19 protein-coding genes and 2 tRNA genes are annotated in these 26,475 nt (G+C 67.2%); 12 read left to right on the forward strand and 9 right to left on the reverse strand.

All coding sequences use genetic code 11. From position 1 onward, the window contains the following. The first annotated feature begins 396 nt into the window (after positions 1 to 396). A complete protein-coding gene (locus tag CAP_RS06855; protein WP_044237580.1) occupies positions 397 to 1,638 on the forward strand; it encodes an IS110 family RNA-guided transposase in 1,242 nt (413 codons plus the stop codon). 64 nt (positions 1,639 to 1,702) lie between these two features. On the opposite strand, the gene CAP_RS06860 is transcribed toward CAP_RS06855, so the two are convergent. The 3 genes from CAP_RS06860 to CAP_RS06870 all read right to left on the reverse strand — a co-directional run bounded on the left by CAP_RS06860 (position 1,703) and on the right by CAP_RS06870 (position 4,996). Beyond that, positions 1,703 to 2,773 carry a serine/threonine-protein kinase gene (locus CAP_RS06860; protein ID WP_052374368.1) on the reverse strand — a complete coding sequence of 357 codons (1,071 nt, stop codon included), beginning with the start codon at positions 2,771 to 2,773 and terminating at the stop codon, positions 1,703 to 1,705. A 59-nt stretch (positions 2,774 to 2,832) separates the two neighbouring features. Continuing rightward, on the reverse strand, positions 2,833 to 3,276 hold the full coding sequence (locus CAP_RS06865) for a hypothetical protein (protein ID WP_044237583.1): 444 nt from the start codon (positions 3,274 to 3,276) through the stop codon (positions 2,833 to 2,835). Between the two features lie 145 nt (positions 3,277 to 3,421). Next, on the reverse strand, positions 3,422 to 4,996 hold the full coding sequence (locus CAP_RS06870; RefSeq protein WP_044237586.1) for an aldehyde dehydrogenase family protein: 1,575 nt from the start codon (positions 4,994 to 4,996) through the stop codon (positions 3,422 to 3,424). A gap of 206 nt (positions 4,997 to 5,202) precedes the next feature. Between CAP_RS06870 and glgB the strand changes: the two genes are divergently transcribed. The 3 genes from glgB (at position 5,203) to CAP_RS43885 (ending at position 10,191) form a co-directional block, all read left to right on the forward strand. Next, complete coding sequence (glgB, locus tag CAP_RS06875; RefSeq protein WP_156040578.1) at positions 5,203 to 7,623, forward strand: 1,4-alpha-glucan branching protein GlgB; 2,421 nt, start codon at positions 5,203 to 5,205, stop codon at positions 7,621 to 7,623. Positions 7,624 to 7,722: 99 nt separating this feature from the next. Further along, positions 7,723 to 8,511 carry an SMI1/KNR4 family protein gene (locus tag CAP_RS06880; RefSeq protein ID WP_052374370.1) on the forward strand — a complete coding sequence of 263 codons (789 nt, stop codon included), beginning with the start codon at positions 7,723 to 7,725 and terminating at the stop codon, positions 8,509 to 8,511. A gap of 141 nt (positions 8,512 to 8,652) precedes the next feature. Further along, positions 8,653 to 10,191 carry a serine/threonine protein kinase gene (locus tag CAP_RS43885; protein WP_052374372.1) on the forward strand — a complete coding sequence of 513 codons (1,539 nt, stop codon included), beginning with the start codon at positions 8,653 to 8,655 and terminating at the stop codon, positions 10,189 to 10,191. Here the strand turns inward: CAP_RS43885 and CAP_RS06890 are convergent. The 4 genes from CAP_RS06890 to CAP_RS06905 all read right to left on the reverse strand — a co-directional run bounded on the left by CAP_RS06890 (position 10,178) and on the right by CAP_RS06905 (position 14,149). Beyond that, positions 10,178 to 10,843, reverse strand: a complete 666-nt coding sequence (locus tag CAP_RS06890; RefSeq protein ID WP_044237590.1) for a hypothetical protein — start codon at positions 10,841 to 10,843, stop codon at positions 10,178 to 10,180. The two genes, CAP_RS43885 and CAP_RS06890, sit on opposite strands and share 14 nt — an antisense overlap. Next, positions 10,836 to 11,567 (reverse strand): translation initiation factor IF-3, encoded by a 732-nt coding sequence (infC, locus tag CAP_RS06895; protein ID WP_081864639.1) that lies wholly within the window; start codon positions 11,565 to 11,567, stop codon positions 10,836 to 10,838. Before infC ends, CAP_RS06890 begins: the two co-directional genes overlap by 8 nt. 340 nt (positions 11,568 to 11,907) lie before the next feature. Continuing rightward, positions 11,908 to 14,001, reverse strand: coding sequence for a threonine--tRNA ligase (gene thrS, locus CAP_RS06900; protein ID WP_081864640.1), 2,094 nt, complete (start codon positions 13,999 to 14,001; stop codon positions 11,908 to 11,910). Positions 14,002 to 14,077: 76 nt separating this feature from the next. Then, positions 14,078 to 14,149: transfer RNA gene (locus CAP_RS06905), tRNA-Val, on the reverse strand. A 292-nt stretch (positions 14,150 to 14,441) separates the two neighbouring features. On the opposite strand from CAP_RS06905, the gene yajC reads away from it, so the two are divergent. The 8 genes from yajC to CAP_RS06945 all read left to right on the forward strand — a co-directional run bounded on the left by yajC (position 14,442) and on the right by CAP_RS06945 (position 23,712). Further along, complete coding sequence (yajC, locus tag CAP_RS06910; RefSeq protein ID WP_044237594.1) at positions 14,442 to 14,882, forward strand: preprotein translocase subunit YajC; 441 nt, start codon at positions 14,442 to 14,444, stop codon at positions 14,880 to 14,882. Positions 14,883 to 14,930: 48 nt separating this feature from the next. Then, a complete protein-coding gene (gene secD, locus CAP_RS06915) occupies positions 14,931 to 17,105 on the forward strand; it encodes a protein translocase subunit SecD (RefSeq protein WP_044237596.1) in 2,175 nt (724 codons plus the stop codon). A 25-nt stretch (positions 17,106 to 17,130) separates the two neighbouring features. Continuing rightward, complete coding sequence (gene secF, locus CAP_RS06920) at positions 17,131 to 18,372, forward strand: protein translocase subunit SecF (RefSeq protein WP_044237599.1); 1,242 nt, start codon at positions 17,131 to 17,133, stop codon at positions 18,370 to 18,372. A gap of 117 nt (positions 18,373 to 18,489) precedes the next feature. Then, positions 18,490 to 20,274: a single-stranded-DNA-specific exonuclease RecJ gene (recJ, locus tag CAP_RS06925; RefSeq protein ID WP_044237601.1), complete on the forward strand. Its 1,785-nt coding sequence runs from the start codon at positions 18,490 to 18,492 to the stop codon at positions 20,272 to 20,274. Between the two features lie 65 nt (positions 20,275 to 20,339). Beyond that, entirely contained in the window at positions 20,340 to 21,119 is a 780-nt protein-coding gene (locus tag CAP_RS06930; protein ID WP_044237603.1) for an ABC transporter ATP-binding protein, read from the forward strand. 32 nt (positions 21,120 to 21,151) lie between these two features. After that, the gene (locus CAP_RS06935) at positions 21,152 to 22,255 is read left to right on the forward strand and encodes an MlaD family protein (protein ID WP_231511185.1); all 1,104 of its coding nucleotides are present in this window, start codon (positions 21,152 to 21,154) and stop codon (positions 22,253 to 22,255) included. A gap of 125 nt (positions 22,256 to 22,380) precedes the next feature. Continuing rightward, a complete protein-coding gene (locus CAP_RS06940) occupies positions 22,381 to 23,580 on the forward strand; it encodes a pyridoxal phosphate-dependent aminotransferase (RefSeq protein WP_044237608.1) in 1,200 nt (399 codons plus the stop codon). Positions 23,581 to 23,637: 57 nt separating this feature from the next. Continuing rightward, positions 23,638 to 23,712, forward strand: a tRNA-Val gene (locus tag CAP_RS06945). A gap of 97 nt (positions 23,713 to 23,809) precedes the next feature. Here CAP_RS06945 and CAP_RS06950 read toward each other — a convergent pair. After that, positions 23,810 to 24,724 carry a hypothetical protein gene (locus CAP_RS06950; RefSeq protein ID WP_156040559.1) on the reverse strand — a complete coding sequence of 305 codons (915 nt, stop codon included), beginning with the start codon at positions 24,722 to 24,724 and terminating at the stop codon, positions 23,810 to 23,812. 169 nt (positions 24,725 to 24,893) lie between these two features. After that, positions 24,894 to 26,435, reverse strand: coding sequence for a TIGR02266 family protein (locus CAP_RS06955; RefSeq protein ID WP_044237613.1), 1,542 nt, complete (start codon positions 26,433 to 26,435; stop codon positions 24,894 to 24,896). Positions 26,436 to 26,475 lie beyond the last annotated feature (40 nt).

Genomic DNA, 26,475 nt, shown 5'->3' on the forward strand with positions numbered 1-26,475 from the left:
TTGGGCGCCCAAGTCGAGTCTAGTACTCCGTTTCGCAAGGTGGTCCCGGGTCCTCGGCTCGGCGTTCGAGCGAAGCAACGGGGGTAGCGACCATCGGGAGCGTAGGGACCGAAGGTCCCTGCTCCAGGGTACGCAGTACCATCGGGAGCGTAGTCTCGAATGGAGGCTGCGCCTCCACAGGGCCCGAGGAAAAGCGTTGAGGTGGCCGGGGCGGTAGACTCGGCGTTGCCGGCTACCAAACCCGACCACCCCAACGATGGGTAGCACCTCGCAGCGTAGTCTGGGTCCGGCGCGACGAATAGAGCCATGTAGCAGCCACGGTGCAAGCCGTGGTGAGCACGTAGAGCAGGATGTTTCTCATCGTCGCGTCCTTTGCGGCCGGAGCAAGGAGCACCGATGGACCTGTTGCATCCCGTGGCCGCGGGTATCGATATTCACCGAGACACGCTGGTAGTCACCATCCGCAAGGCGGAAGGTTCGACGAGAGGTTGGAAGGAGACACGCACCTTTGGCACCTTCGCCGACGACCTTCAGGCGTTGGTGGACTGGCTCAATGAGCATGAGGTGCCGCTGGTGGCCATCGAGAGCACGGGCGTGATGTGGAAGCCGGTCTACCGGCGCCTGAGCGCACCGGGCTCGCGGACGGTGTGGCTGATCAATCCCAACCACTGCAAGGCCGTTCCAGGTCGCAAGACGGACGTCAAAGACAGCGAGTGGCTCGCGCAGCTCGTGCAGTTTGGGCTGGTGATGCCGAGCTTCGTGCCGGACTGCGCACAGATGCAGTTGCGGGAGCTGGTGCGGCTGCGCAAGCAGCTGGTCAACGACCATAGCCGGCAGACCAACCGCATCATCCGAGACTTGGAGAGCCATGGAATCAAGCTGTCCTCGGTGCTCAGTGACGTGATGGGCAAGAGCGGCTACGCCATGGTCAAAGCGCTCCTGTCAGGGGACAAGAGCCCCGAGCAGATTGCGGACTTGGCGCGAGGCAAGCTGCGGAGCAAACGTGCGCAGATCATACGTGCGGTGAGTGCGACGCTGGACGCTACGTCTCGCTTCACGATTGGGGTTAAGCTTGCGTTGCGCGAGGGGTTGGACGAGCAGCTCAAAGCGCTGGACGCGCACATCGAGCAGCTCCTTGAGCCGATGCGCAAGCAGGTAGAGCAGTTGCTCGAAGTGCCTGGGCTGCAACGGACCATCGTTGCCGCACTTCTGGCAGAGATCGGGCCCGACATGAGCGTGTTCCGTTCGGCGGATGCGCTTGCCTCGTGGACCGGTCTCAGTCCCGGTAACTGCCGCAGCGCAGGCAAAAACCGGGACGTTGGCTGCCGCCGAGGAAGCCACTGGGTGCGGATCTTTCTGACCCAAGCCGCCTGGGCCGTGTCACGTAGCCGCAAGACCTTCTGGGGGCGCAAGTTCGCGACGCTGGCGGCACGCACCGGCCGTAAGCAGGCCATTGTCGCCATCGCCCGCAAAATGCTGGTGGTCATCTATTACATGCTGCGGGATGGACAGCCGTACCGTGAACTCGGCGCGAGCTACACGCCTCCGGCCCAGGTCACCTCCAGGATCCGCTACCACATGACCCAGCTCCGCCAGCTCGGCATCGACATCTCGCTCACGGGACCGAAGGCAGCCTGATTCTGAGAGGTTAGCGTTCTTTTCAGAGCAGGGACCGAAGGTCCCTGAGCCAGGGTACGCAGTACTAGGGCGGGGGCTGCTTGCCGAGGACGCGGTAGTAGTAGCCGGCGGTGTTCACCGCGAAGGGGGTCTGCGGCGCGTAGAGATCGGGCTCGTGGATGGGGGCGAGGGCTTGCGGTGGGCCGGCCGGGTGGGTGATCCGTTCGAGGTCGGCGACGAGCGCGCTCATGGAGGGGTAGCGGTTCTCCAGGCGCTTGCGCAGGGCCTTGAGGATCACGGCCTCGATGCGGGGGGCGATGCCTTCGGTGCCGAGGGCTGGCGGGGGAGGGTGGACGAGGAACTGGTGGGCGAGCAGCTCGCCGTCGCTGCGCATGGTGAAGGGGATGCGGCCGGTGAACATCCGGTACATCACCACGCCGAGGCCGTAGACGTCGGTCCTGACCTCGGCCGAGTCGCCGACGGCTTGCTCGGGTGCCATGTACTCGATGGTCCCCACTGCCATGCCGGCCTGGGTGAGGCCGCGGAACTCGGCGAGGCGCGCGAAGCCGAAGTCGACGACCTTGGCGGTGTGGGGCGCTCCCTTCTCGCCGATGAGGAAGACGTTCCCGGGCTTGATGTCGCGGTGGATGATGCCGGCGCGGTGGGCGGCGTCGAGGCCCGAGGCGATCTGGATGAGCAAGGGGATGGCGAGGGCTGGGGTCATGACCTTCTCGCGGCGGAGCCAGTCGGCGAGCGACTCGCCGGAGAGGTACTCCATGACCAGGTAGGGGGCGCCGTCGTCGCGCAGGCCCACGTCGAGGACCTTGAGGACGTTGTCGTGCACGATCTTGGCGCCGGCCGTCGCTTCGAGCATGAAGCGGGCCTTCTTCATGGGGTCCTTGAGGTGGCGCGCGTTCAGGAGCTTGACGGCGACGGGATCGCCGGTGGTCTTGTCCTGGGCGAGGAACACCTCGGCCATGGCGCCGGCGCCGATGAGGCCCCGCATCTGGTAGCGTCCGCCGACGATCTGGCCGACCTGCTCGGTGGGCTTGACCCGGATGCGGCGGATGTCCGGCCTCTCGGCGAGCTGCGCACCGTCGTGGGGGCAGAAGCGGTGCTGGTCGTCGTACCGCCGGGAGCAGCGAGGGCAGAGCATGGAGGTGCTCTTCCCGGATATCCCTTCGAGGCTTGGTTGCGCAAGCCTCGAGGCGGTGTTCAGTGCTCGTCGACCCCGGTGGTAGGCTCTTCGAGATCGTCGGCGGCCGCCGCGACCTGGTTGATTAGATCGTCGAGGACGTCGACCGTGAGCGCGACGAGGGGGAAGGAGTAGAAGAGTTCGTAGACGTCGTCGCTCGTGAGCGCGAGGGTGGCGACGGCGAGGTCTTCGTTGAGGCGGATGGCCTCCTCGAGGTCGAGCTGCTCGCGGCGGCACACCGTGCTGCGAAAGACGATCCAGGGGGCGTCGTCGGAGCGGTGGAAGAGGGAGACGCGGACCTGCTGGCTGCGCGGGGTGTCGGCCCAGAAGACGGTGGTGGCGAACCACCCCGCGCCGTCGGCGTCGAAGGCATAGCGTTCACGGGCGTGCGCGTAGAGGGCTTCCCAGGTGGGGAGCGGCTCGTTCCCGTCGCGTTCTTCGCTGTCGTGGTCGGGTCGGTCCATACGGGGAGGTGCGAGGGGTGGGACGCAGGTGAGGCGCGTGGGTTCAGGGATGGTGTGCGTCGCGTGTGTTGGTTGCGTTGCGTGTATTGCGTGCGTTGCGTGCGGCGGCGCGAGAGGTGCGACGCGGCGCAACGCATGCGGGGCGCTAGAACATGTCGCCGATGCGGCGGAGGATGTTGCCGCTGGAGAAGAGCGCGCGCAGGCCCTTCTTGAACCACTTGTAGGAGGTCTCGCTGTACGGATACCAGAGCGGGTCCTTGCCGGTCATGCGCACGCGGTCGGTGCTGATGTGGCGGACGTCGCACATCTCGCGGAGGGAGTCCTCGCCGAGGACCCGGCCGAAGCCGCTCTGCTTGATGCCGCCGAAGGGGGTCTCGGCGGTGCCGCCGTTCGAGAGAACGTCGTTGACGAGGACGCTGCCGGCCTGGACGCGCTCGGCGAGGCGGTGGCCGCGGTCGCGGTCGGCGGTGAAGACGTAAGCGTTGAGGCCGAGGTGGGACTCGTTGGCGAGCCGGATCGCCTCGTCCTCGGAGTCGACCTGCATGAAGGGGACGACGGGGCCGAAGATCTCCTGGGTCATCACGGTCATGTCGTGGCTGCAGCCGGCGAGGATGGTGGGCTCGAAGAACTGGCCCTCGCCCTTGCGGCGCTTGCCGCCCACCTTGAGGGTGGCGCCCTTCTCGAGCGCGTCCTTGATGTGCTTCTCGGCGACGTCGATCTGGTGGGGGAAGATGATGGCGCCGACGTCGACGAAATCCTTCGAGGGGTCGCCCTGGCGCAGGCCGCGGGTGATCTCCACGGCGCGGTCGAGGATGCGGTCGTGGACCTGCTTGTGGGCGTAGACGCGCTCGACGGAGATGCAGACCTGGCCGGCGTTGGAGAAGCCGCCGAAGACGATGGCCTGGGCGGTGCGCTCGATGTCGGCGTCGGCGCAGGCGATGAGGGGGGCCTTGCCGCCGAGCTCCATGACGCAGGGGATGAGGCGCTCGCCGCAGGCGGCGGCGACGCGCTTGCCGGTGGAGACGCCTCCGGTGAAGACGCAGAGCTGGATGCCGGCGTCGATGAGGGCCGCGCCCGTGGGGCCGTAGCCGGTGACGACCTGGAAGACGTCCTCGGGCAGGCCGGCGCCGTCCCAGACTTCCTTGGCCTTGAGGGCGATGAGGGGGGTGACTTCGCTCGGCTTGAGCACGGCGGCATTGCCGGCGATGACCGCGAGCAGGACGTCGCGGAGCGGGAGCTGGAAGGGGTAGTTCCAGGGGGAGATGACGCCGATGACGCCGCGGGGGCCGTAGTGAAGGAAGCTCCGGCGGTGCTTCATGAGGTGAAGCGGTACCTCGCGGGGCGCGAGCGCCTGAGGCGCGACCTTGGTGAAGAAGGTGGCGATGTCGGCGACGACCATGACCTCGTGCAGGAGCGCCTCGTGGCGGGGCTTGCCGCACTCGCGGGAGAGGAGGTCGATGATCTCGTCGGCACGGTCGACGATGGCGTCGCGGAACCGGAGCACGCGCTCGCAGCGCTCCTCGATGGAGAGCGCGCCCCAGGCCTCCTGGGCACGCTTCGCCCGCGCGACGATGGCGCGGACCTCGTCGGGGCCCATGTTGGGGGCCTCGCCGAGGAGCTCTCCCGTGGCGGGGGCATAGCTCTTCACTGTCGCGCTGCTCTGGCCGTTGGGGCCCGCCCCGTTGCCCTTGACCACTTGCTCGCTCGTCACCTGGCCCATGCTCGTCCTCCCGCTTTGATGCGGCGCGGCGCCGCCGGGCGACCCTAGCCCGGGTGGGGGGGATCAGCAATGCGTGCGCGTCATCGGCAGGGTCAAAGGCAGGGTGACGGGGCGAGGGAGGCGTGCACGCTGGGGGAGGGGAGGGTGACGACCCGGGGAGAGGGCGGTATAGGCGCTGCAAGACAGGCGCTGAAGAGATGGCGGAGATGGTGGATCAGCAGGAGATCGCGCGCGTCGCCGAGGTGGAGCACCAGGATCCGCACCGGATCCTCGGGGCTCACGAGGAAGGGGGGGGCGTGGCGGTGCGCGTCTTCCGGCCGGGCGCCACGGAGGTGGTGGTGCTGCCGGAAGACGCTGGGGTGGGGGCGCGGCCCGCGCAGCGCATGCGGCGCATTCACGACGGCGGGGTCTTCGAGGCGCACTTCCCAGGGGTCTCGGGGCGGTTCCGGTACCGGATCGAGGTGCGTTACGGGGAGCAGGCCTTCACGCTGCACGATCCGTACTCGTTCCCGCCGGTGCTCGGGGAGGTGGATCTGCACCTCGTGGCCGAGGGGACGCACGACGAGGTGTACCGGCACCTGGGGGCGCAGCCGCGGGTGCTGGAGGGGGTGCAGGGGACGTCGTTCGCGGTGTGGGCGCCCGCCGCGCGGCGGGTGAGCGTGGTGGGGGACTTCAACGGCTGGGACGGGCGCCTGCACGCGATGCGGAGGATGGGCCACGGGGTGTGGGAGATCTTCGTGCCAGGGGTGGGCGATGGGGCGCTCTACCGGTTCGAGATCAAGACGCCCTCCGGCGCGCACGTGCTGAAGATCGATCCGTACGGGCGGAGCATGGAGCTGCGGCCGCAGAACGCGTCGCGGGTCACGGAGAGGCGGTACGCGTTCGCGGACGAGGCATGGATGGAGGCGCGGCGCGCGGGGGATCCGCAGCGCAAGCCGATGAGCATCTACGAGGTGCACCTCGGGTCGTGGCGGAGGCTGCCAGGGAAAGGGCAGGATGGGGGGCGGAAGCGGTGGATGACCTACCGGGAGCTGGCCGAGGTGCTGCCCGACTACGTGGCCGACTTGGGCTTCACCCACGTGGAGCTCTTGCCGGTGATGGAGCATCCGTTCGACGGCTCGTGGGGCTACCAGGTGGTGGGGTACTTCGCGCCGACGAGCCGCTTCGGAGAGCCCGACGATCTGCGCTACCTCATCGATCGGTTGCACCAGCGGGGGATCGGGGTGCTGCTCGACTGGCCGCCCGCGCACTTCCCGAAGGACGCGTGGGCGCTCGGGCGCTTCGACGGGACGGCGCTCTACGAGCACCTCGATCCGCGCCAGGGCGAGCACCGGGAGTGGAAGACGTTCGTCTTCAACTACGGCCGGAACGAGGTGCGCAATTTCCTCGTGGCCAGCGCGCTCTACTGGCTCGACGAGTTCCACGTGGATGGCATCCGGGTCGATGCGGTCGCGTCGATGCTGTACCTGGATTACGGATCGAAGGGCCCAGGAGACTGGCTGCCGAACCGGCACGGTGGCCGGGAGAACCTGGAGGCGCTCAAGTTCCTGCGCGAGCTGAACGACCGGATTCACGCGCGCTTCCCGGGGGCCGTGGTGTGCGCCGAGGAGTCGACGTCATGGCCGGCGATCACCGGGGCGACGTACCTCGGTGGGCTCGGGTTCGACTTCAAGTGGAACATGGGGTGGATGCACGACTCGCTGAACTACTTCAAGCAGGACCCGGTCTTCCGCGCGTTCCACCACCACCTGCTGACGTTCGGGATCATGTACGCCTGGTCGGAGCGGTACCTGCTGCCGCTCTCGCACGACGAGGTGGTGCACCTGAAGAAGTCGCTCCTGTCGAAGATGCCCGGCGATCACTGGCACATGCTGGCGAACATGCGGCTGCTGTACGCGTACATGTGGGCGCACCCGGGCAAGAAGCTCCTGTTCATGGGGGGAGAGCTGGGGCAGCTCAGCGAGTGGAGCGAGAAGAAGGAGCTGGACTGGGGTCTGCTCACGCTGCCGGGGCACACGGGGGTGCTGCAGCTCTTGAAGGATCTGAACCGGGCGTACCAGGGGTATCCGGCGCTCCACGCGCTCGACGATCAGCCCGTGGGGTTTCGCTGGATCGACGCCAACGACAGCGCGCAGAGCGTGGCGTCGTTCATCCGCTACGGTGAGGGAGCAGGGCGGCCGGAGGCGCCCCGGGGGATACACGTGGTGTTCGTGGCGAACTTCACGCCCATGGTGCGGAGGGGCTACCGGATCGGTGTGCCGCGCCGGTGCGCGTACCTGGAGGTCGTCAACACCGACGGGGCGGTGTACGGGGGGAGCGGGGTGGGCAACTACGGCCGGGTCGAGGCGGAGGCCGTGCCGTCGCACGGGTTCGCGCAGTCGCTGGTGCTGACGCTGCCACCGCTGGGGGCGCTGTTCCTCGTGCCGGAGCGCGACGTGACGGAGGAGGAGAGCGCGGCGATCGAGGCGCAGGAGGCGGCGACGCGGGCGGCAGAGGCCGAAGCCGCGCGGCTGTCGGGGCCCTACGCCGAGCCCTCCGAGGACGCGCTGGCGCTCGCGGGCGAGACCGGGGCGGACGAGCCTGCCGACGATGAAGGCGACGCGGGAGGCGGGGCAGGGGAGGGATAGGAGCGGTCCGTGCGCGAGGTGGGTCAGGGCGTACTGGCGGCGCGGGGTGAAGCGCTGGTTTTTTGCCCGGTACAGGGGCCCATGCCTAGGTTCCCCGCCATGGAGTGGCTCGACGCGATCCGCAGCATCCGTGCGCTCAAGCTGGCGCTCGCGCGGAGGGACCCACGGCGCGGGTTGCCGGTGGCGCCTCCGGGTGGGGCGTCGGAGGAGGCGATCGCTTCCGCGGAGCGGCGCATGGGGATGCGGCTGCCTCCGAGCTACCGTGCGCTGCTCGCGATGCACGATGGCTGGCCGCAGATCTTCGGGGCGACGGGGCTGCTCGGTGTCCTGCCGCTCACCCGCGGGGCCTACCTGGGGGTGGCGCAGATGATGATCGAGGAGAACGAGGGCGCGGCTCGGCCCGAGAGCGCGCAGGGGGCGGGGGGCGTGGCGTCGCCGCGCGAGATGGCCGTCGAGGGAGGGCGGGGGCAGGGCGAGGGAGATGGCGCGCGTTCACGGGGGAGAATGCGCGCGGCGGGGCTCGTGCCCTTCGGGATCGACGCCGAGGCCGAGACACTGTTCGCGTGGGACCCGGAGTCGGTGCGCGCGGATGGCGAGATGGAGGTGGTGGTCTGGATGAGCGGGCTCGGGATGCGGCTCGGGAGCTTCCCGGAGTTGCTGGAGCTGCTCGTGGACATGCTCGCGGCCGAGCTGGAAGTGAACGTGGACGAGGGAGACGCCGCGGCCCTCAGCGTGACACCGGTGCCTCCGTCGAGCCACGTGAGGCAGGTGGGGGGGGCGGCGAGCGGCCTTGCGCGGTCGCCCTCACGGGTGGGGCAGGGAGCACCGCCGCCCCTTTCTCTCCGGCCGGCTCCTCGGCCCGCGGCGCGGACGGCGTTCCTCGGCTGAACCAGGGGGGCGGCGGGCCGTCCTTCAGCGCGTCCGGGCTGCCGCCCGAGTCGTACGGGGGGTCGCTCCCCGCAGGCGGAGTGCCAGCCTCGTGACCCCTGATTGGGCGGATGACGCCGGTCGTGGTGTACTAGGGACCGCATGACCGACCCCCACCAGCAACAGCGCTACCGGGTCATCGAGAAGCTCGCTTCCGGCGGGATGGCCGAGGTGTTCCTCGCGGAGAGCGCGGGGATCGAGGGGTTCAAGAAGCAGGTCGCGATCAAGCGCGTGCTGCCGGCGCTCAGCGAGAAGAAGCGGTTCATCGCCATGTTCCTCGACGAGGCGCGCCTGTCGGCGCACCTGTCGCACTCGAACGTGGCGCAGGTCTTCGACATCGGGGTCGGCGACAACGCCTACTTCATCGTGATGGAGTACGTCGATGGCGCCGATCTGAAGGCGATCATCGAGTGGATGAAGAAGAGCGGGCGGCCGATTCCCACGGAGGCGGCCGTCTACATCGCGGCGAAGATCTGCGAGGGGCTGACCTACGCGCACGAACTCAAAGGATCCGACGGTCAGCCGCTCAGGGTCGTGCACCGCGACATGTCCCCGCCCAACGTGCTGCTCACCAAGTTCGGTGAGGTGAAGATCGTCGACTTCGGCCTCGCCAAGGCGACCAGCCAGCTCGAGAAGAGCGAGGCAGGGATCATCAAGGGCAAGTACAGCTACCTGTCGCCCGAGGCCGCGGAAGGGCTGGATCTGGATCACCGGGCCGACATCTTCGCGGTGGGGATCATCCTGTGGGAGATGCTCACCGGGAAGCGGCTCTTTGCCGGAGAGAGCGACTTCCAGACGGTGAAGCTCGTGCAGAAGGCGGAGGTGCCGCTCGCCTCGGCGAGCAACAAGGGGGTGCCCGCGGAGATCGATCAGATCATCACGCGATCCCTCGCGCGGGAGCGTGACAAGCGCTACGCGTCCGCCCGCGAGTTCGGCAAGGATCTGTGGGACTTCCTGTTCCGCTTCGGCCGCAGCGTGAGCGCTTTCGACATCGCCGAGCTGGTGCGCGGTGCCATGAGCATGCGCAAGCGCGCCCCGGCGAGCGCGCAGGCGTCGCTCATCGACAAGCTGATCGAGGAGACCTTGCTGGAGTTCACCTCGCTGCAGAGCGAGGAGGAAAAGTCCCTGGTCGGAGTGCCCGAGGAGCCAGCAAAGCTGCCTGGGTTCTACGACATCAGCACGTGGGCCGACGAGGTGGGTGGGGATCAGGAGAGCGCGCGGAGGAACGCTCAAGGTGAGGAGGCGGGGAACTCCGAGGCGGTCGAGGGGGGAGGAGCCCAGCAAGGGATGCCTGCGTCGGCGCCGATGCCGCTGGTGGCGCGCCGGGTTTCGGAGCGGCCGCCGGCGAGGTCGGAGCGGCCGCCGGCGAGGTCGGAGCGGCCACCGGTGAAATCGGAGAAGCCCAGCACGGGGCATGACGACGCTGCGGGTGAAACGCCGGAACCGGAGCTGGAATCGGCTGTCGCCGCGAGACGACGAGAGGGTGTGCAGAAGAAGCGGACGGCCGCGGTGCCGCAGGCGGCAGCGCCCCTGGCCGCCGTGGCAGAAGGAGGTAGCGGGACCATGAAGGTGCTGCTGCTCCTGGCGACCCTCGCCATGCTGGCGGCGGGGGCTTACTTCGGGGGGGTCATTCCCCACTAGGGGGGCGCAGACGCGGTAGCTCCACGGTGACCTGGATGGGCTGGTCGCCACGCCAGACCACGGCGCCGAGCATCGGCGCACCCGCACGCAGCGCGCCCACGACTGCACCGATGACGGTGCCCGCGGACAGCGCCGGGGCACCGGAGATGTGGGTGAGCACGTCGCCATCGACGAGACCCGCCCCGAACTGGCTCACGCCCTGGAGGGTGAGGCCTACGGGTCTGGGGTCGCGGGCAGGGGTGGGGGTGCCGGTCGGTCTCGCTCCGCTGCGCGCAGCCCGGAGGACGGTGTCGACGCGGATGCGCAGTCCGCGGGTCTTGCCGGCCGACTGCTGTCTCGCACTGGGGGCCCGGGCGGCGGAGGCATGACGAAGCGCTGAGGCATCCGCCTCGGGTGGCTCGTCACGCACCGGCACAGGAGCCGGCGCGTCGAGGTAGACGGCGAAGGGTGACGGCGAAGGGGTTCTCCAGGCCTCGACGTGCGCCGTGAGGCCTGCGAGCTGAATGGCGCCTCGTCGTCCGAGGCCGTCGGCGAGGGCGCCCGTGGCGAGGGGGAGGAGCAGGAGAGGGGCGACGAGCGCGGCCACCAGCGAGAAGCGCAGCCAGCGCTGCGCTCCCTTCGCCAGGACGCGTTCGTCGCGCGCTTCAGCCACCCGCCTCGTCGTCGTCGTCGTCGTCGTCGTCGTCGTCGTCGCTGTCTTCGAGCTCCTGCTCGAGCTTCTCCAGCTCTTCATCCTCGGTCGTGACCGGCGGGGCAGCGCGTCCCTCCTGGATGGCCTTCTGGCGTGCCCTCTCGGCCGCCTGGCGCGCTTGCTGGACCTTCTGCATGACGGCGGGTTTCGGCGCCATGATGAGGGTCATCGTCCGCTGCTCCATCATCGGACGCACCTCGACGTTCGCGACCTCTTCGAGGGTCTTCACGATCCAGTCGAGCTGCTCCTGTGCCTTCTCGGGATGGGTGATCTCACGTCCGCGGAAGCGAACGGTGAATTTCACCTTGTGGCCCGCGGTGAGGAACCGGTGCGCGGCCCGAGCCTTGAAGTCGAGATCGTGGTCGTCCGTCTTCGGGCGGAGCTTGATCTCTTTGATCTCGACGACGCTCTGCTTCCGCTTCGCCTCGCGGGCCTTCTTCTTCTCGTCGTACTTGAACTTGCCGAAATCGAGGATCTTGCAGACCGGAGGCTCGGCCTTGGGGTTGACCTCGACGAGATCGAGCCCCTTTTCCTGCGCCCGGCGTAGCGCTTCGTTCGTCGGCATGATGCCGAGCATCTCGCCGTCGTCGCCGATCACGCGGATTTCCGGGACGCGGATGCGCTGGTTGATGCGGATCTGAGGTCCCCGCTGGGCCTGCCGAGGGTCGAAGCGTCTCATCGCCATGTGGTGTTCCGTTGCCTCCTTGATCTCCTGGTGTTCACGATATCTGCACGACGACCTCGTGGTCGTGGGCTCTCTCGGTCGTGCGTCGCGCGCGTCGCGCGAGGTCGCCGGAGGCCGGTGTGCGCTGTCCTCTTCAGGCCAATGTCGCCCGACTCGCTGCCGTAGGCAACGGCGCCGGCATACCAGCCACTCCGGGAGCGTTCCCTCTGCCGGTCAGGAGAGGGTCTCGGACCGGGGAGGGGAGTACCGTGAGGCTGGTCAGCCTGGCGGAATGGCGGGGGATGGGCGGGCTGCCTGTTGCTGCGGTGCGGCATCCAGCGCGGTATGGCGCTCGGAGCCCTCACGCGGGGCGGGCTGACTTCTGCAGGCGGGGCGGGATCGCCTCGGCTTGGAGCTTGTCGGCGAACTCTTCGAGGAGCATGGCGCCGAGGTCCTTGTTCAGGTCCCTGGAGCGCGGGGCGACCTTGCGCTCTGCGGCCTCCTTGTCCCCGACGACCACGACGTAAGGCACGCGGAGGAGGCGGGCGTTCCGGATCTTGGCGCCGAGCTTGTCAGAGCTCGTGTCGGCCCGGACCCGCAAGCGTCGGCTACGGAGCATCGCGACCACCTCGTCGGCGTACTCCGCCTGCTTCTCGCTCACGGTCACCACGACCGCTTGCTCGGGGGCGAGCCAGACGGGGAATGCTCCTGCGACGTGCTCCAGGTACACGGAGAGGAAGCGCTCCAGGGAGCCGAGGATGGCGCGGTGGAGCATCACGGGCCGGTGAGAGATGCCGTCGGAGCCGGTGAACTCGAGGTCGAAGCGATCCGGAAGCGCGTAGTCGACCTGGATGGTGCCGAGCTGCCAGCTCCGACGGAGGGCGTCCTCGACGTGGAACTCGAGCTTGGGGCCGTAGAAGGCGCCTTCCTCCGGTGCGACCTCGAAGCGGAGGTTGGCGCCCTTCAGCGCCTCGGCCAGCGCCGACTCGGCCGCGTCCCACTGCGCATCGCTCCCGATCCGCTTCTTCGGCCGGGTGGCCAGCTTGATGTCGACCTTCTCAAACTTGAAGGCGGCGTAGACCTCCTGGAGCAGGTCGAGGAAGGAGGCGATCTCGGACTGGATCTGGTCGGGTGCGCAGAAGATGTGGGCGTCGTCCTGGCAGAAGGAGCGCACCCGCGCGAGGCCATGGACCACGCCTCCGCGTTCGTAGCGGTGGAGCCTGCCGAAATCGGCCACCCGCCAGGGCAGCTCTCGGTAGCTGCGACGGCGCTGCCCGAAGATCAGGCAGTGGCTCGGGCAGTTCATCGGCTTCTGGGCGAGCTTCTCCAGCTCGCCGAGCTGCTGGATGACCGCTGCGTCACGCGCCGTGTCGGCCTCGCGGTACGCCTCGCCCTCTCCCCCGACGCCGAGCCGCAGCGCCATCCGGGCCTGATCGAGGTACTCCGCCGTCACCGGCAAGTACATGTTCTCGCGGTAGTTGGGCAGGTGGCCGCTGGTGTCGAACAGCTTCTTGTCGAAGATCTGCGGGGTGATGACCTCTTCGTAGCGGTAGTCGACGTAGAGGTCCCGCACGTAGCTCACGAGCGCGTTGTAGACGAAGGCCCCTCGCGGCAGGAGGAAGGGCATCGCCGGGGCGTACTCGTGGAACATGAACAGCTCGAGCTCTTTGCCGAGCTTGCGGTGATCCCGCTCCTTGGCCTCGGCGATGAGCTTGAGGTGCGCTTCCAGGGCCTTCTGACTCGGGAACGCCGTCCCGTAGATGCGCTGGAGCATCGGGTTGCGCTCGTCGCCGCGCCAGTAGGCGCCGGCCACGCTGACGAGCTTGATGGCGGCGAGGTACGAGGTGTCCGGCACGTGCGGGCCCTCGCAGAGGTCGACCCAGTCACGCGCACCATCGCTGTGGTGGTAGAGCGAGACGTCTTCTCCGACGGGGATGGCGTCGATGATCTCGCGCTTGTAGGTCTCACCCATCCCGGCGAAGAGCTGGTGAGCCGCCTCGCGGTCGACGAGCTCGCGCCGGAAAGGCTTTCCAGCGGAGATGATCTCGCGCATCTTCGCTTCGATCTTCTCGAGATCGTCGTCGGTGAACGGGCCCGAAGGCCTGTCGAAATCGTAGTAGAAGCCGGCTTCGATGGCGGGCCCGATGGTCACCTTGGTGCCCGGGAAGAGCCGCTGGACGGCGTCCGCCATGACGTGGGCCGTCGAGTGCCGGATGATGCGCAGGCCCTCGGGGTCGGAGGTCCTGATGGGCTCGACCTTGACCGAGGGATCGCGCTCGAAGGGCGTGTGCAAGTCGAGCACGCGTCCCCCGACCCGAGCACCCACGATGGTCCGATCCTTCGCGAGGAGGTCGGCGAGGACCTCACGCGCGGTGACACGGACATGCTGGCCGGCGGAGCGGCCCTCCACCAAGGGCTGCGAACTCCCTGCGGGAGCATTCTCGTCGGAGGCCATGGAGCTGTCTGTTACGAGACCAGGGATGTGTTGTCACCCGGGCAGAGGCCAAGGTTCATGAAAGAAAGCTATTCTGTAGGCACGGCCGGTTTCGAACCGGCGACCCCTACCGTGTCAAGGTAGTGCTCTACCACTGAGCTACGTGCCTGCCCGTCCCGAAGGAGGAGCGCGTCCGTACCAAGCGGGGATGATCATGTCAAGGGATTGGTTCGCACGGCTGCGGTTCGAGGCCTGAGAAGGGCGGGTCGGGACCTACGGCCAGAGCGTCCTGCGCACGCCCACCAGGCTTGCGCGACCCTCCGATCCCCGGTATGGAGGCGGGCCTCGTATCGGCCGGGCTGCACACGGAAGAGCCGCGTTGCAGGACTGGCACCCCGGATCGGATGGCCGCCCGGAAGGCTGGGCGGAGCCCCGAGCGGGGCGAAAGGGACTCGTCAACCGTGGCAAGCTCATACGGATTCCAGCCGACCACTGCCCCCGGGCGCGAAGGCGCGCCGGTCGAAGGCCAACCGGCGGCTCCCCCCGGGGATCAGGCGCCCCCGGCGGCCCCCCCCGGTCTGGGTGGCGGGGCGCCGATGATGGTGATGTTCGCGCTGACCCTGGTGTTCCTCTTCGTGATGACGAGGAACCAGAGCAAGCGGCAGAAGCAGCTCGAATCGAGCCTGAAGTCGGGAGACCGGGTGCTCACCCAGTCCGGGCTCGTTGGTAAGATCGTCGAGATCAACCCGAATACGGGGCGGGTGAAGCTCGAGATCGCGCCTGGCGTGAACGTGCAGATCCTCAAGACCGCGATCCAGGGCGTGGACGGCGGTGAGACTCCGGCAGAGACGAAGGACAAGGCCGCGGAGAAGGTCGCGGAAAAGGCATCAGAGAAGAAGTAGTCCGCTTTTAGGCACCAGGAATCTCGGCCGTCCCATCGGCAGCACCCCATGCTCCACAACATCCTCCAGTTCGGGTTCGCCGGCATCGCCGGCCTGTGCCTCCTCGGCGCCTGGCTCAGCCGGGCGAAGCGCGGCGCGCTGCTGTGGGCCGCGGTAAGCGCGGGCGCAGCGGCTATCTCTGCCCACTACTACGTGTTCTGGTCACTGGCGCTCTTCGCGCTGGTGATCCCCTGGGCGCTCCTGTGCGCGGGGCCGTGGATCGACATGGCCTGGAGGGTGAAGGCGGGCCTCACCCTCTTCATCGCGCTGGGCTCGGTGCTCTGCATCTACCCGACGTACCACGACGAGCGTCACGGCCGGGAAGAGCACACGGGGATCTCCTCGGAGGAGCGCGCCGAGCTGGAGACGAAAGCCCAGCGCGGCGAGCTTGGCTTCGGAGACTTCCTCCGCGCGAACATCCCGTTCCGCCTCGTGCGTGGGCTGGATCTGAAGGGTGGGCTGCGGCTGGTCTACACGGTCGACGTGGACGAGGCGATCAAGGACAAGCGGGATCGCTACTACGACGATCTGCGCGTCAAGCTCGCCACCCTGATGGGCTACCACCAGGGTGAAGCGCGGCCCACGGTCGAGGAGCTGCAGAAGCTGCAGGAGAAGCTCCGGATCGAGAAGGCGCGCGACCGCGCCGACACGATGACCCTCATCTTCAAGGATCGGGCCGACTCCGAGAAGCTGACCGACGAAGCGCTGCAGCAGTTCAAGGCGGAGATGCAGGTCCTCTGGTCGAGCGACCTGAAGACGGCGACCTTCCGGATCCGGGACGAGGTGGAGAGCCAGATCCGCGAGCGCGCGGTGTCGCAGGCGAAGGAGACCGTGGAGCGGCGCGTGGACGCGCTCGGCCTCAAGGAGGCGGGGGTCACCACCCGAGACGAGGACATCATCATCGAGGTGCCCGGCGAGGACGAGCGGGCCTTCGACGAGATCCGCGACATCATCAGCCAGACGGCGCGGCTTGAGTTCAAGATGGTCGACGACGACTCCGACTTCTTCGAGCCGATCGCGCGCTCGCAGAAGCGCGAGGACCTCCCGAAGGGGCTCGACTTCCGCATCGAGAACGCGCCCATCGGTCCGAACAAGACGAAGCCCAACTACTACGCCCTCATGCTGCGCGGTGAGCACGAGGACATGCGCGATGCCCTGAAGCGGCTGCAGGACTGGGTGGCCACCCTGCAGGTGCCTCAGGACAACGAGGTGGGCTTCAGCAAGTACGTCGAGTACGACGAGGAGAGGGACGTCTTCGAGGAGATCGGCTGGCGGACCTACTTCCTCTTCAGCAAGGCCGAGGTCACCGGCGACATGATCCGTGACGCCCAGGCGGTCCCCGATCAGGGCGATCGCGGCATGGGCGGCTGGTACGTCCGGATGGAGCTCACGCCGGTCGGCGGCGACCGCTTCGAGGAGATCACCGGGAAGAACATCAAGCGCCGCTTCGCCATCATCCTCGACGCCAAGGTCGAGAGCGCGCCGGTGATCCAGACGAAGATCCCGGGCGGGATCGCGACGATCACCATGGGCGCAGGTGACGTGCAGCAGCAGCTCGAGGACGCCCGCAAGCTGGAGCTGGTCCTCCGCTCGGGGGCGCTGCCCGCGCCCATCTCGCTGTCGAACGAGCAGCGCATCGGCCCGACGCTCGGCCGCGACGCCATCAGCGAGAGCTTCAAGGGCGCCATTGGTGGCGGATCGCTCGTCCTGCTCTTCATGCTGGTCTACTACCGGCGCGCCGGGGTCATCGCGGACTTGGCCGTGGTGTTCAACCTGTTCCTGCAGGTCGCGGTGCTGGCCATGTTCGGTGCCTCGATGACCCTTCCCGGGATGGCAGGGCTCGCGCTCACCATGGGCATCGCCATCGACGCCAACGTGCTCATCAACGAGCGCATTCGCGAGGAGCTGCGCGCGGGCAAGAGCCCTCGCGCGGCAGTGGATGTCGGCTACGACAAGGCCTTCAGCGCGATCCTCGACGGACATGTGACCACCTTCATCACCGGTCTCATCCTCGCCCAGTACGGCACTGGCCCGATCAAGGGCTTCGCCATCACCCTCATCATCGGTATCGCGGTCAGTCTGTTCACGGGTGTGGTGTGCACCCGGCTGATGTTCGACTGGGCAGTCCGTCACCGGAAGGTGAAGAAGCTGTCCGTGGGCATCAAGACCCCCGCGTCCGTTTAACGAAGCCAGCGATCCAGGGACCGACATGGAACTCATCAAGCCTGGCCGACAGTACGACTTCATGGGCAAGCGCTGGCTGTTCATCGGCTTCAGCGGGATCTTGCTCCTCCTCTCGATCTTCTCGTTCATCAAGCCGGGTCCCAAGCTCGGAACCGACTTCAAGGGCGGGACCGAGATCGAGGTGGCCTTCACCGCGCCGGTCTCGGCGAGTGACGTGCGCGAGGCCATCGAGCAGGGAGGTTTCAGCTCTCCTGACGTGGTGGCGGTGAGCGATCCGGCCAACCCGAATCGCTACCTCATCCGGGTCCAGGACGTCTCCGCGCTGGGGGATGCCCAGAAGGGGAAGATCACCGCGCAGCTCTGCCATCCTGACGAAGGCACGCCGCTGCCCGCGGATCGCTGCCCGGTGCAGCTACAGGCGCACGAGGTGAAATTCAGCCCCGGAGGCGACAAGATCGCCGCGCGCTACGAGGTTGCTCCGGATCTCGAGGGGATCAAGAAGCAGCTCGCCGGTGTCGAGGGGGTCGCGCTCAGGGAGGGGGCGAACAACCCGGTGCTCGTGAGCGAGCGCGACCACAAGGTGGAGATTTACCTCAAGTCGAAGGGCGACCAGCTCATGGACGTCCTCCGCAGTTCTCTGGGCGCGGACAAAGTTCCTGCGCAGGCGCTGCGGGTCGAGTGGATCGGACCCAAGGCGGGTGATCAGCTCCGCGATTCGGCGATCAAGAGCGTGCTGGTAGCGCTGCTCTTCATCATGGCGTACGTGGCCTTCCGCTTCGACGTGCGCTTCGCGCCCGGTGGCATCATCGCGCTGATTCACGACGTCGGCATCGCGCTCGGCGCGATGGTGATCACGCAGCGGGAGATCACCCTGTCCACGGTGGCTGCCTTGCTGACCATCGTCGGCTACTCGATCACCGACACCGTGGTCGTCTACGACCGCATCCGCGAGAACCTCAGCAAGCACCGCGACAAGACCTTCGCGGAGATCATCAATCTCTCGATCTCCGAGATGCTGGGACGGACGATCCTCGTCTCGTGTGCGACGGCGCTCTCGCTGGTCATGTTCTTCATCTGGGGTACGGGGACCCTGAAGGACTTCGCGTTCACCCTCGTGGTCGGCATCGTCGTCGGCACCTACTCCTCGATCTACGTCGCTGCGCCCCTCACCGAGTGGATCGACCGGCGCTTCTTCAAGGGAAGCTCTTACAAGCGGAAGAAGGTCAGCCGGGTGCGCGCTGACAAGCGTGCCGACGCGGTGGTCTGAGCGACCATTGCGGTAGGCAGGCGTCCCTTCTCGAGCTGACGGGAGCGTGGTGACGCTCCTCCGGGTCGTCCCTCGCGCCTGTGGACTTCATGGGCGCCTCGGTGTACGCGCCCATGAATGGCTCAAGCCTCCACTGACGCGCTCCCCTGGCAAGAGCGGTCGGAGCCGGTCTCGCTGTCTCCGGGAGGGGGGACGCCACGGACGCCCTCTGGTTGGACCGCCGCGCCCCCGCGTGATCCGGGCGCGGCTTCTCCCGCTGCCATCTCGCTCGCCCGTGATCTCGGGCTGTCGATCACGGTCGCCGACATCCTGCATCGGGCGGGTCGAGGGGCTGACGAGACCACCCGGCGGTTCCTCGATCCTCGGCTATCGCACCTCACGCCCCCCGAGGCGATGGCGGATCGTGAGGTCAGCGCGGAGAGGATTGCGCGGGCCGTGCGTGCGCGAGAGCGCATCGCCATCTTCGGGGACTACGACTGCGATGGCATCACCGCCACGGCAGTCCTGACGGGCATTCTCCGGGCGCTGGGCGCAGAGGTCGTGCCTCTTCTGGCGACGCGTACGGAAGGAAGTTACGGCCTGTCCATGCGCGCCCTTGCCCGTATCTCCGCGGCAAGGCCATCCCTTCTCATCACGTGCGACTGTGGATCCAGTGATCATGAGCGGCTCGCCGCAGCGCGCATGCAGGGCATCGACTGCATCGTGATCGATCACCACCTGGTCCCGGACGAGCCTCTGCCGGCCATCGCATTCCTGAACCCACACCGTGCGGAGTGCGGGTTCCCCTACAAGGGGCTCGCGTCCTGTGGTCTTGCGCTCTCCGTCGGGGCTGCGGTGCGCAAGAAGCTCGGTGTCCCGCTCGATCTGCGTCCATTCCTGGATCTCGTCGCGATAGGCACCATCGCTGATGTTGCCCCGCTCGACGGGGACAACCGCGCGCTGGTCCGGGCAGGCTTGGTGGTGCTGCAGGGTGGGGCACGACCGGGGCTGCGGGCGCTTGCAGGGATCGCCAACATGGATTTCAGCCGCGGGCTCAGCGCAGAGGATGTCGCCTTCCGGATCGCGCCTCGGCTGAACGCTCCCGGGAGGCTCGGCGAGCCTGACGTCTCGCTGGAGCTGTTGCTCGCCCAGAACGCGATCTCCGCGTCGGCGCTGGCTGCATCGATCGAGCAAGCGCAGATGCAGCGACGCGCGATTCAGGAGGAGATGCTGACCGTGGCGTTCGCGGAGATCGAGCGCAATGGCTACGGGCGGGATGCGGGGATCGTCCTTGCGCAACCTGGCTGGCATCCTGGCGTGGTCGGGATCGTGGCGGGGCGCATCGCTTCACGCCTGGGAAAACCCACGGTGGTGATCGCCCTCGAAGGCGCCTCGGGCCGAGGCTCGGTGCGCGGCCCTGCAGGTGCACGGTTGTACGATGCCCTGGTGAGCTGTCGTCACGAACTCGTCGGCTTCGGTGGGCACCAGGCGGCAGCAGGGGTGGAAGTGCGCGCCGACAAGGTCGGTGCGCTGCGCGAGGCCTGGTGCTCCGCATGGACCTCGCTGGGAGCACCCCCTGCGGTGCTGGAGATCGAGGCGACGGTGCGGCTCGACGATCGCGATGACCCCGGGGCGGTGGTGGCCGATCTGGAGCGCCTGGAGCCTTGTGGCGAGGGAAATCGCGCTGCGAGCGTGATGCTGGCCGATGTGAGGATCGGCACCGCGAAGGCCGTCAAAGGTCACCTGAAGCTGGAAATCGCGTTGCAAGGGCGTGAGATCAGCGCGTTCGGGCTGGATCTCGGTGACCTCGCGACCCGTCTCGCGGGGACCCGCGCCAGCCTGGTAGGGCGCCTTCGCAGGGACACGTGGCGGGGGGGAAATGCCGTCGAGCTCCGGATCGAGCGTGTCTCGCCCTGTGGATGAGAGTTGGAGGGACTGTGGTTGCCAAGGGTTTCGCGGGGCTCGGAGCACGTGATAATGCTTCGCCCGTGGTCGAGCCGCTGATCCGGTTCTCACATGTCCGCAAGGCCTTCGGGCCCAAGACGATCTACCGGGATCTGAACCTCGACATTTTTCCCGGCGAGACGATCACGGTGATGGGCGGCTCGGGCGTCGGCAAGAGCGTCATGCTCAAGCTTCTCATCCGGTTGCTCGAGGCCGACAGTGGGTCGATCTCCTTCCACGGAGAAGAGATCACGCGGATGTCAGAGCAGCAGATCGGCGAAGTTCGTCGGCGCATCGCGATGCTCTTCCAGGGAGGAGCGCTGTTCGACTCGATCTCCGTGGGCGAGAACGTGGCGTATGGGTTGCGGGAGCACTTCCGCGAGACCATGACGGAGCAGCAGATCGCCGAACGCGTGGACTGGGCGCTGTCCCTGGTCGGCCTTCCGAAGATCGAAGCGATGCGCCCGGCGGATCTGTCGGGGGGCATGAAGAAGCGCGTGGGTCTCGCCCGCGCCATCGCCGTCCAGCCCGAGGTGCTGCTCTACGACGAGCCGACCACGGGGCTGGATCCGATCAACACGGAGCGCATCAACCACCTCATCCGGGGGCTCAAAGGGGCGCTGAAGGTGACCAGCATCGTGGTGACCCACGACATGAAGAGCGCCTTCTCTATTTCGGACCGCATGGCGATGGTCTACCGCGGCGAGATCATCGCGGTGGGAACACCAGACGAATTCAACCGTTCCAAAGATCCGCGCGTCTCTGACTTCATCCACGGCACGGCGCCGGTGAACGAGGACGTCGAGACGCTTCTCCGCGCGTGACGAGCTTCTAGGAATCACGCAAGATGGGTGCGATGCGACGCTCACGTGAGCTCAAAGTCGGCTTCTTTGTGCTGGCTGGCCTGTTCTTCACCGGGCTGGTGGTCTTCCTCATCGGCGACGAGCGGCGCCTCTTCAACCCGTCCGTCGAGTACCAAGCGCGGTTTGCAGACGTGCAGGGACTCAAGGCGGGGGCTCCGATCCGCATGGGAGGCATCGACATCGGCCATGTCGATGAGGTCGGGTACGGCAAGGATGCACGGGACACCACGATCTACGTGACGATGAAGATCGTCGAGACGGAAGCTGGTCGCATCCGGAAGGACAGCACCGTCAAGATCGCCACGAAGGGGTTGCTCGGCGACAAGATGATCGAGCTCTCGAAGGGGGAGGCCACCGAGGCACTGCCCCCGGGGAGTGAGATCACCTCGGAGGTCCCCAAGGACATGCTGACCGCGGTGGGGGAGATGGCCGTCAAGGCCGAGGGGGCGCTCGACAACATCGAGCGCGCCTCGGCGAGCCTGGCGGATGAGCGGCTCCACGACGACCTGCGATCTGCGGTGGCCTCGATGAACCGGGTGTTGAATCAGGCAGCGCAAGGCGAGGGGTACGTGAACCGGGTGTTGACGAACCCGGAGGAGGCAGAGCGTATCTCTCGCGCGGTGAGTGGGTTGGAGCGCGCCGGCAACGAGCTGTCGTTGACCCTCCGCGAGGTGCGGTCGATCGTTGGACGCGTCCAGAGCGGTCCTGGGTTCGCGCATGACGTGATCTATGGCGATGGGCCCAGGAAGGAGATCCAGCAGTTCGGTGCTGCCGCCGAGGAGGTGGGGGTCACCCTGCGTGGCATCCGGGAAAGCGACAGCCTCGCCCACGACGTACTTTACGGGGGTAAAGGCGATGGCGCCGAGGCGCTTGCCAACGTGACGGCAATCACGGCCGATCTGCGCGGCATCATGCGTGACGTGCGGGCGGGGAAGGGGACTCTGGGAGCGCTGCTCGTGGACCCCTCGATCTACGAGGACATGAAGGTGCTGCTGGGGAACGTTCAACGCAACGATGTGCTCCGGGCTCTCGTTCGCTACTCCATCAAGCAGGACGAGAAGGCTCCAGCGGCCAAGCCAGTCGTCACCTCGCCTTGATAGGCCTCTGGCACGCCCCGCCTGCACATGCGGTCACTCCAGGGACGTGAGGAGCGCAGGCCTCCTCCACAGTACGGGATGTCCTCTTGCAGCCATGCGCTGGCCCGCCTATCCAAAGGTGGCCCATGTCCAGGAAGCTAGCTGAACGTCTCTCGTCGGTCGCTCCAAGCGCGACGCTCGCCATGGCTGCAAAGGCCGGGCGGCTACGCGCGGAGGGTCACAAGGTTTTTCCCTTCAGCGTTGGCGAGCCGGACTTCATCACCCCGGCACACATTCGTGAAGCTGCCAAAGCAGCCCTGGACGCCGGCGCGACCCACTACACGCCGGTGACCGGCACGGCAGAGTTGAAGGCAGCCATCTGCGCGGCGACGGAACGGCACCGTGGATGGCGACCGTTGCCAGGGCAGGTCACGGTGAGCTGCGGCGCGAAGCACGCTCTGTTCAACCTGGCTGTGTCCCTGTTCGAGCCAGGTGACGAGGTGCTCATCCCTGCGCCGTACTGGGTGAGCTACCCCGAACAGGTCCGTCTGGTAGGCGCGACGCCGCGGATCGTCGACACCACCGAGGAGCAAGGGTTCAGGCTCACTGCCGAGGCGCTGAGTGCGGCGCTGACGCCGCAGGTCAAAGCCATCATCCTGTGTTCGCCTTCCAACCCCACGGGGTCAGCTTATACAGCAGAGCATCTCGCGGTCCTTGCAGATGTACTCAGGCGACATGATTGCTGGATCATCATGGACGAGATCTACAGCGACCTCGTTTATGACGGTTTCCGTCACGTCACGCTGCCCTCCATCGCCGAAGATCTCGCGCCACGGCTCATCATCGTGGATGGCGTGAGCAAGACCTACGCAATGACCGGGTGGCGGATAGGCTGGAGCATCTCGCCGATCGAAGTCGCGAAGGCGCTGGATGTCGTGCAGGGGCAAAGCACGACCAACGCGGCTGCCGTGTCCCAGGCAGCGGCGGTTGCGGCGTTGAACGGGCCGCGCGATGACATCCATGCGATGCGTGCAGCATTCGGGCGGCGGCGTGACGTCATGGTGCGCGCGCTGAATGCCATCCCTGGCGTGCGCTGTCGCATGCCGGAGGGCGCGTTCTACGCGTTTGCAGACTTCCGGGCGCTGCGCGGGCGGTCGTTCCAGGGTCGTGTCCTCGCCAGCGACATCGAGCTTGCGGATTTCTTCCTCGAGCAGGGACACGCAGCGACCGTGGCGGGGACTCCGTTCGGCGCTCCGGGGTACCTGCGCCTGTCCTATGCATGTGATGAAGCAGATATCGAAGCGGGCATTGCCGCCATCCGACGTGCGGTGGAGATGCTTGACTAGGACGATTCGACCGGCTAAGAACGCCAGACATTGAGCGATGCGGCTGAGCCGCACGATGGGCGCATAACTCAGCGGTAGAGTGCATCCTTCACACGGATGAAGTCGCAAGTTCGAATCTTGCTGCGCCCACCATCAATCCAGGCTGTTGCCGAGCTTCAATGAGCTTGTGTTCAACAGCGTGCTCCCTGAGCGCCGATGTCGTGACTGCCACTGCCTCAGTGGCACCAGGTCACTGTCCGTCGCGGCGCAGCTCGATTTCCTGGATGGCTGCCACCGTCTCCGCGTAGACGGAACTGCACGGTGTGCAGCGGCTCAGATTGAGGAAGCCACACTTCACGGGCTTCTTGATGGGATTGAGGTAGTGCAGCGCGCGGACGTCGCCTTGCTGACGGGCTCTGTCGATGAGTGGCTTGGTGGGGCAGCGCTTCATGCGTCGAAGATCGTCGGCGACGAGCAACGCCTTCGAGGCGAGGCTCCGGACGCCTTCTTCCGCGAGGAGGGTGTTCGCGCGTTCCACGGGGTGCTTGCCCATGCCTGGGTTGATCGCGATCTCGTAGAGCAGATCGGGCCCATGGCTGCCCATCCGCTTGGCGAGGAGATCGAACGTTACCGCCGCCAGATCGGGCGTGGCATTGGCAGCTCGAAGCAAGAGCGGCCGCAGTTCGGCATTGGCCGCTTCTGTGGGTGCAAGCTCGAAGAGACGCTTCAGCGTCGTCAAAGCGGCCATCAAGCTGCTGCGCTCGCGTCCTTGCGTGAGCGCCAGCGCTCGAAGAACTGTCGGATCCTTGGGGAACCGCTCCAACAACGCAGCGAGCGCGGGGACTCCTGCTGCCTGAGCGGCTTCGAGCTCTTCTGGGGTCGCGGTGATGCGCGGCGGAGGTTCAGGCGTCCGCTCCGCGCCTGATGCCTCGCCAGCCGACGGAGGGGTCTCCGGCGACGCTGAAGCGGGCGGCGGAACCACTTCGAGAGCCTGAACAGCATCGGGGCTGCGCAGCGCTACAGCACCGCAGACGATGATGATGGTGGCGACGAGCCCGGTGGTTGCGAGGGCGGCGGGGCGAGGGATGATGGCGCTGCGCCCCTTCGTGTGCTGCGGGCCGGTCACGGCACCCACCGAAGGCTCCGGGCGCCGTGCATCAAGCATCGTTTCTGCTGTTGCGGCTTGGTGGTACGCAGTCGGGAGAGGCGCCCGTGCCGAATCAGGGTCGGGTGCGCCGCTCATCACGTCCGACTATAGGCGGCCCGCGCCCCGCGGCAATGCGCAGCGGGGGACGCGGATGGCGCGAAGGCAGGGCCGGTTCGCGCGTGCATGCCTAGTAGACGTCATCTTCCTTGGGCTTGGGGGCAGGTTTCGGAGCGGCCGGCTTGGGCGTCGGGGGCTTCGCCGCCGTCGCCGTGGGCTTCGGCTCCGCGGTCGGCGTCTCCTTGGGTGCTGCCGAGGTCGCGGCGCTCGCGCTGGGGGTAGCGCTCGGTACCGCCGTGGCAGCAGCGGAGGGTGTTGCGGAGGGTGTTGCGCTGGGAGCAACCGCCGCGGCGGTGTCCGCAGTGCTCGGGACAGGCTGGGCCGCCGTAGGTGTCGGAGCCGGGGTGGGTGCGGGCGGCGGCGTGGTCGGCTTCGCCTCGACCGGACGCGTCGTCGCCGGAGCAGGAGGCGTCGGCGGGGACTCCTCTCCGCGGGTGAAGAAGAGAATCCCACCCACGACTGCCACAGCAATGACGACGAAGGCGATGATCTTCCCTGAACCGCCGCCCTCCTCTTCCTGAGCCGCGGCGAGCGCCGGCTTGGCTGCCGCCACGCGGTCTTCGGTCTTCGGCTTCGTGGAGGCCTTCTTCGGCCGCTCGTCGACCGTTTTTACCTCATCGCGAGATGGCTTCTTCTCGGACGCCTTCTCGGCGGTCTTTTCCGCACTCTTTTCGGGCGTCTTCGCAGCGGCCTTGGGCTTCGGAGCAGGCTCGACGTCTTCCTTCTCCTCTTCCTTGGCAACCTTGGCCGGCACCACCTCGGGTTCGGGCGCCTTGAGCACCTCTTTGGGGTCGCTCTTGGCTGCCTTCGGCTCGGGGGGGGCGATCTCCTCCTTGGCTTCGGTCTTCTCTTCCTTCTTCGGCTCAGGAGCGATGAGCGGTTCCTCCTTCGAGGAGAGATCCTCAAGAGAGGCACCGGCCTCCGCAAGCGCCTGCGCGAGGAGCTCCTTGGCCTGCTTCATCATCGTCCGCTCTTCGGTCGGCGGCATCTCCTTCTCGGGCTCGGTCTTGGGGAAGAACGACCCTCCGTCGTCCTTCGACTCCGCCTTCGGCGATGTCACAGCCTCGACCTTGCCGGACGCTCCGATGCTTCCGAGCCCGAGCATCGTGGATGCGCGCTTGACGTTTGCGGCCTTCGCGGGCGGGGCATCCGATTTCGTCGTGGTTGCTGCAGGCGCCAGTGCCGCGCCCTCGCCTTCGACGTCGCCGTCGCTCTCCGTGGGGGTGTTGCGCTGCTCTCCGCCACCCGCCTCGAACGCAACTCCCGCGTTCTGGTTCTGCTCGACGATGCGAGAGATGAGCGCCTTCGACTTGTCGTCGATCTTGATGAACTTGACCCCCATGCCGGAGGAGAGTGCGTCGTTCGCCTGCGTCGGCTCTCGCTTCCAGACCACCCGGCCTACGCCTGCGATCACTGCCTGCTCGTCCTGGAGGCGGATCTCGAACTTGAGCAGGGTCCCCGGTGGGAAGGGCGACGGCGTCTTGATGAAAATGCCGCCGCGGCTCACGTCTTGCGCATGGTGCTCAATGAACTCGTCGACGGTGGCGCTCTTGTAGCGCACCGTCATCGACAGCACCTTCGCTCGCGGATCTTTGCGTGTGTCCTGGGCCATGAAGGTAGAACTCCGAGCTTCTCGACTCGCTCTTAACAGC

Origin of the sequence: Chondromyces apiculatus DSM 436 (assembly GCF_000601485.1) — a bacterium.
GTDB classification, from domain to species: Bacteria; Myxococcota_A; Polyangia; order Polyangiales; family Polyangiaceae; genus Chondromyces; species Chondromyces apiculatus.

Excerpts from the sequence above, each read along its gene's own strand:
- CAP_RS06880 (WP_052374370.1), top strand. The coding sequence starts at position 7,723 with ATGGAGTGGCTCGACGCGATCCGCAGCATCCGTGCGCTCAAGCTGGCG.
- CAP_RS06855 (WP_044237580.1), top strand. The coding sequence starts at position 397 with ATGGACCTGTTGCATCCCGTGGCCGCGGGTATCGATATTCACCGAGAC.
- CAP_RS06860 (WP_052374368.1), bottom strand. The coding sequence starts at position 2,773 with ATGCTCTGCCCTCGCTGCTCCCGGCGGTACGACGACCAGCACCGCTTC.
- CAP_RS06950 (WP_156040559.1), bottom strand. The coding sequence starts at position 24,724 with ATGCTTGATGCACGGCGCCCGGAGCCTTCGGTGGGTGCCGTGACCGGC.
- thrS (WP_081864640.1), bottom strand. The coding sequence starts at position 14,001 with ATGGCCTCCGACGAGAATGCTCCCGCAGGGAGTTCGCAGCCCTTGGTG.
- CAP_RS06955 (WP_044237613.1), bottom strand. The coding sequence starts at position 26,435 with ATGGCCCAGGACACACGCAAAGATCCGCGAGCGAAGGTGCTGTCGATG.
- secD (WP_044237596.1), top strand. The coding sequence starts at position 14,931 with ATGCTCCACAACATCCTCCAGTTCGGGTTCGCCGGCATCGCCGGCCTG.
- glgB (WP_156040578.1), top strand. The coding sequence starts at position 5,203 with ATGGTGGATCAGCAGGAGATCGCGCGCGTCGCCGAGGTGGAGCACCAG.
- CAP_RS06940 (WP_044237608.1), top strand. The coding sequence starts at position 22,381 with ATGTCCAGGAAGCTAGCTGAACGTCTCTCGTCGGTCGCTCCAAGCGCG.
- secF (WP_044237599.1), top strand. The coding sequence starts at position 17,131 with ATGGAACTCATCAAGCCTGGCCGACAGTACGACTTCATGGGCAAGCGC.
- CAP_RS43885 (WP_052374372.1), top strand. The coding sequence starts at position 8,653 with ATGACCGACCCCCACCAGCAACAGCGCTACCGGGTCATCGAGAAGCTC.
- CAP_RS06870 (WP_044237586.1), bottom strand. The coding sequence starts at position 4,996 with ATGGGCCAGGTGACGAGCGAGCAAGTGGTCAAGGGCAACGGGGCGGGC.
- CAP_RS06935 (WP_231511185.1), top strand. The coding sequence starts at position 21,152 with ATGCGACGCTCACGTGAGCTCAAAGTCGGCTTCTTTGTGCTGGCTGGC.
- recJ (WP_044237601.1), top strand. The coding sequence starts at position 18,490 with ATGGCTCAAGCCTCCACTGACGCGCTCCCCTGGCAAGAGCGGTCGGAG.
- infC (WP_081864639.1), bottom strand. The coding sequence starts at position 11,567 with ATGGCGATGAGACGCTTCGACCCTCGGCAGGCCCAGCGGGGACCTCAG.
- CAP_RS06865 (WP_044237583.1), bottom strand. The coding sequence starts at position 3,276 with ATGGACCGACCCGACCACGACAGCGAAGAACGCGACGGGAACGAGCCG.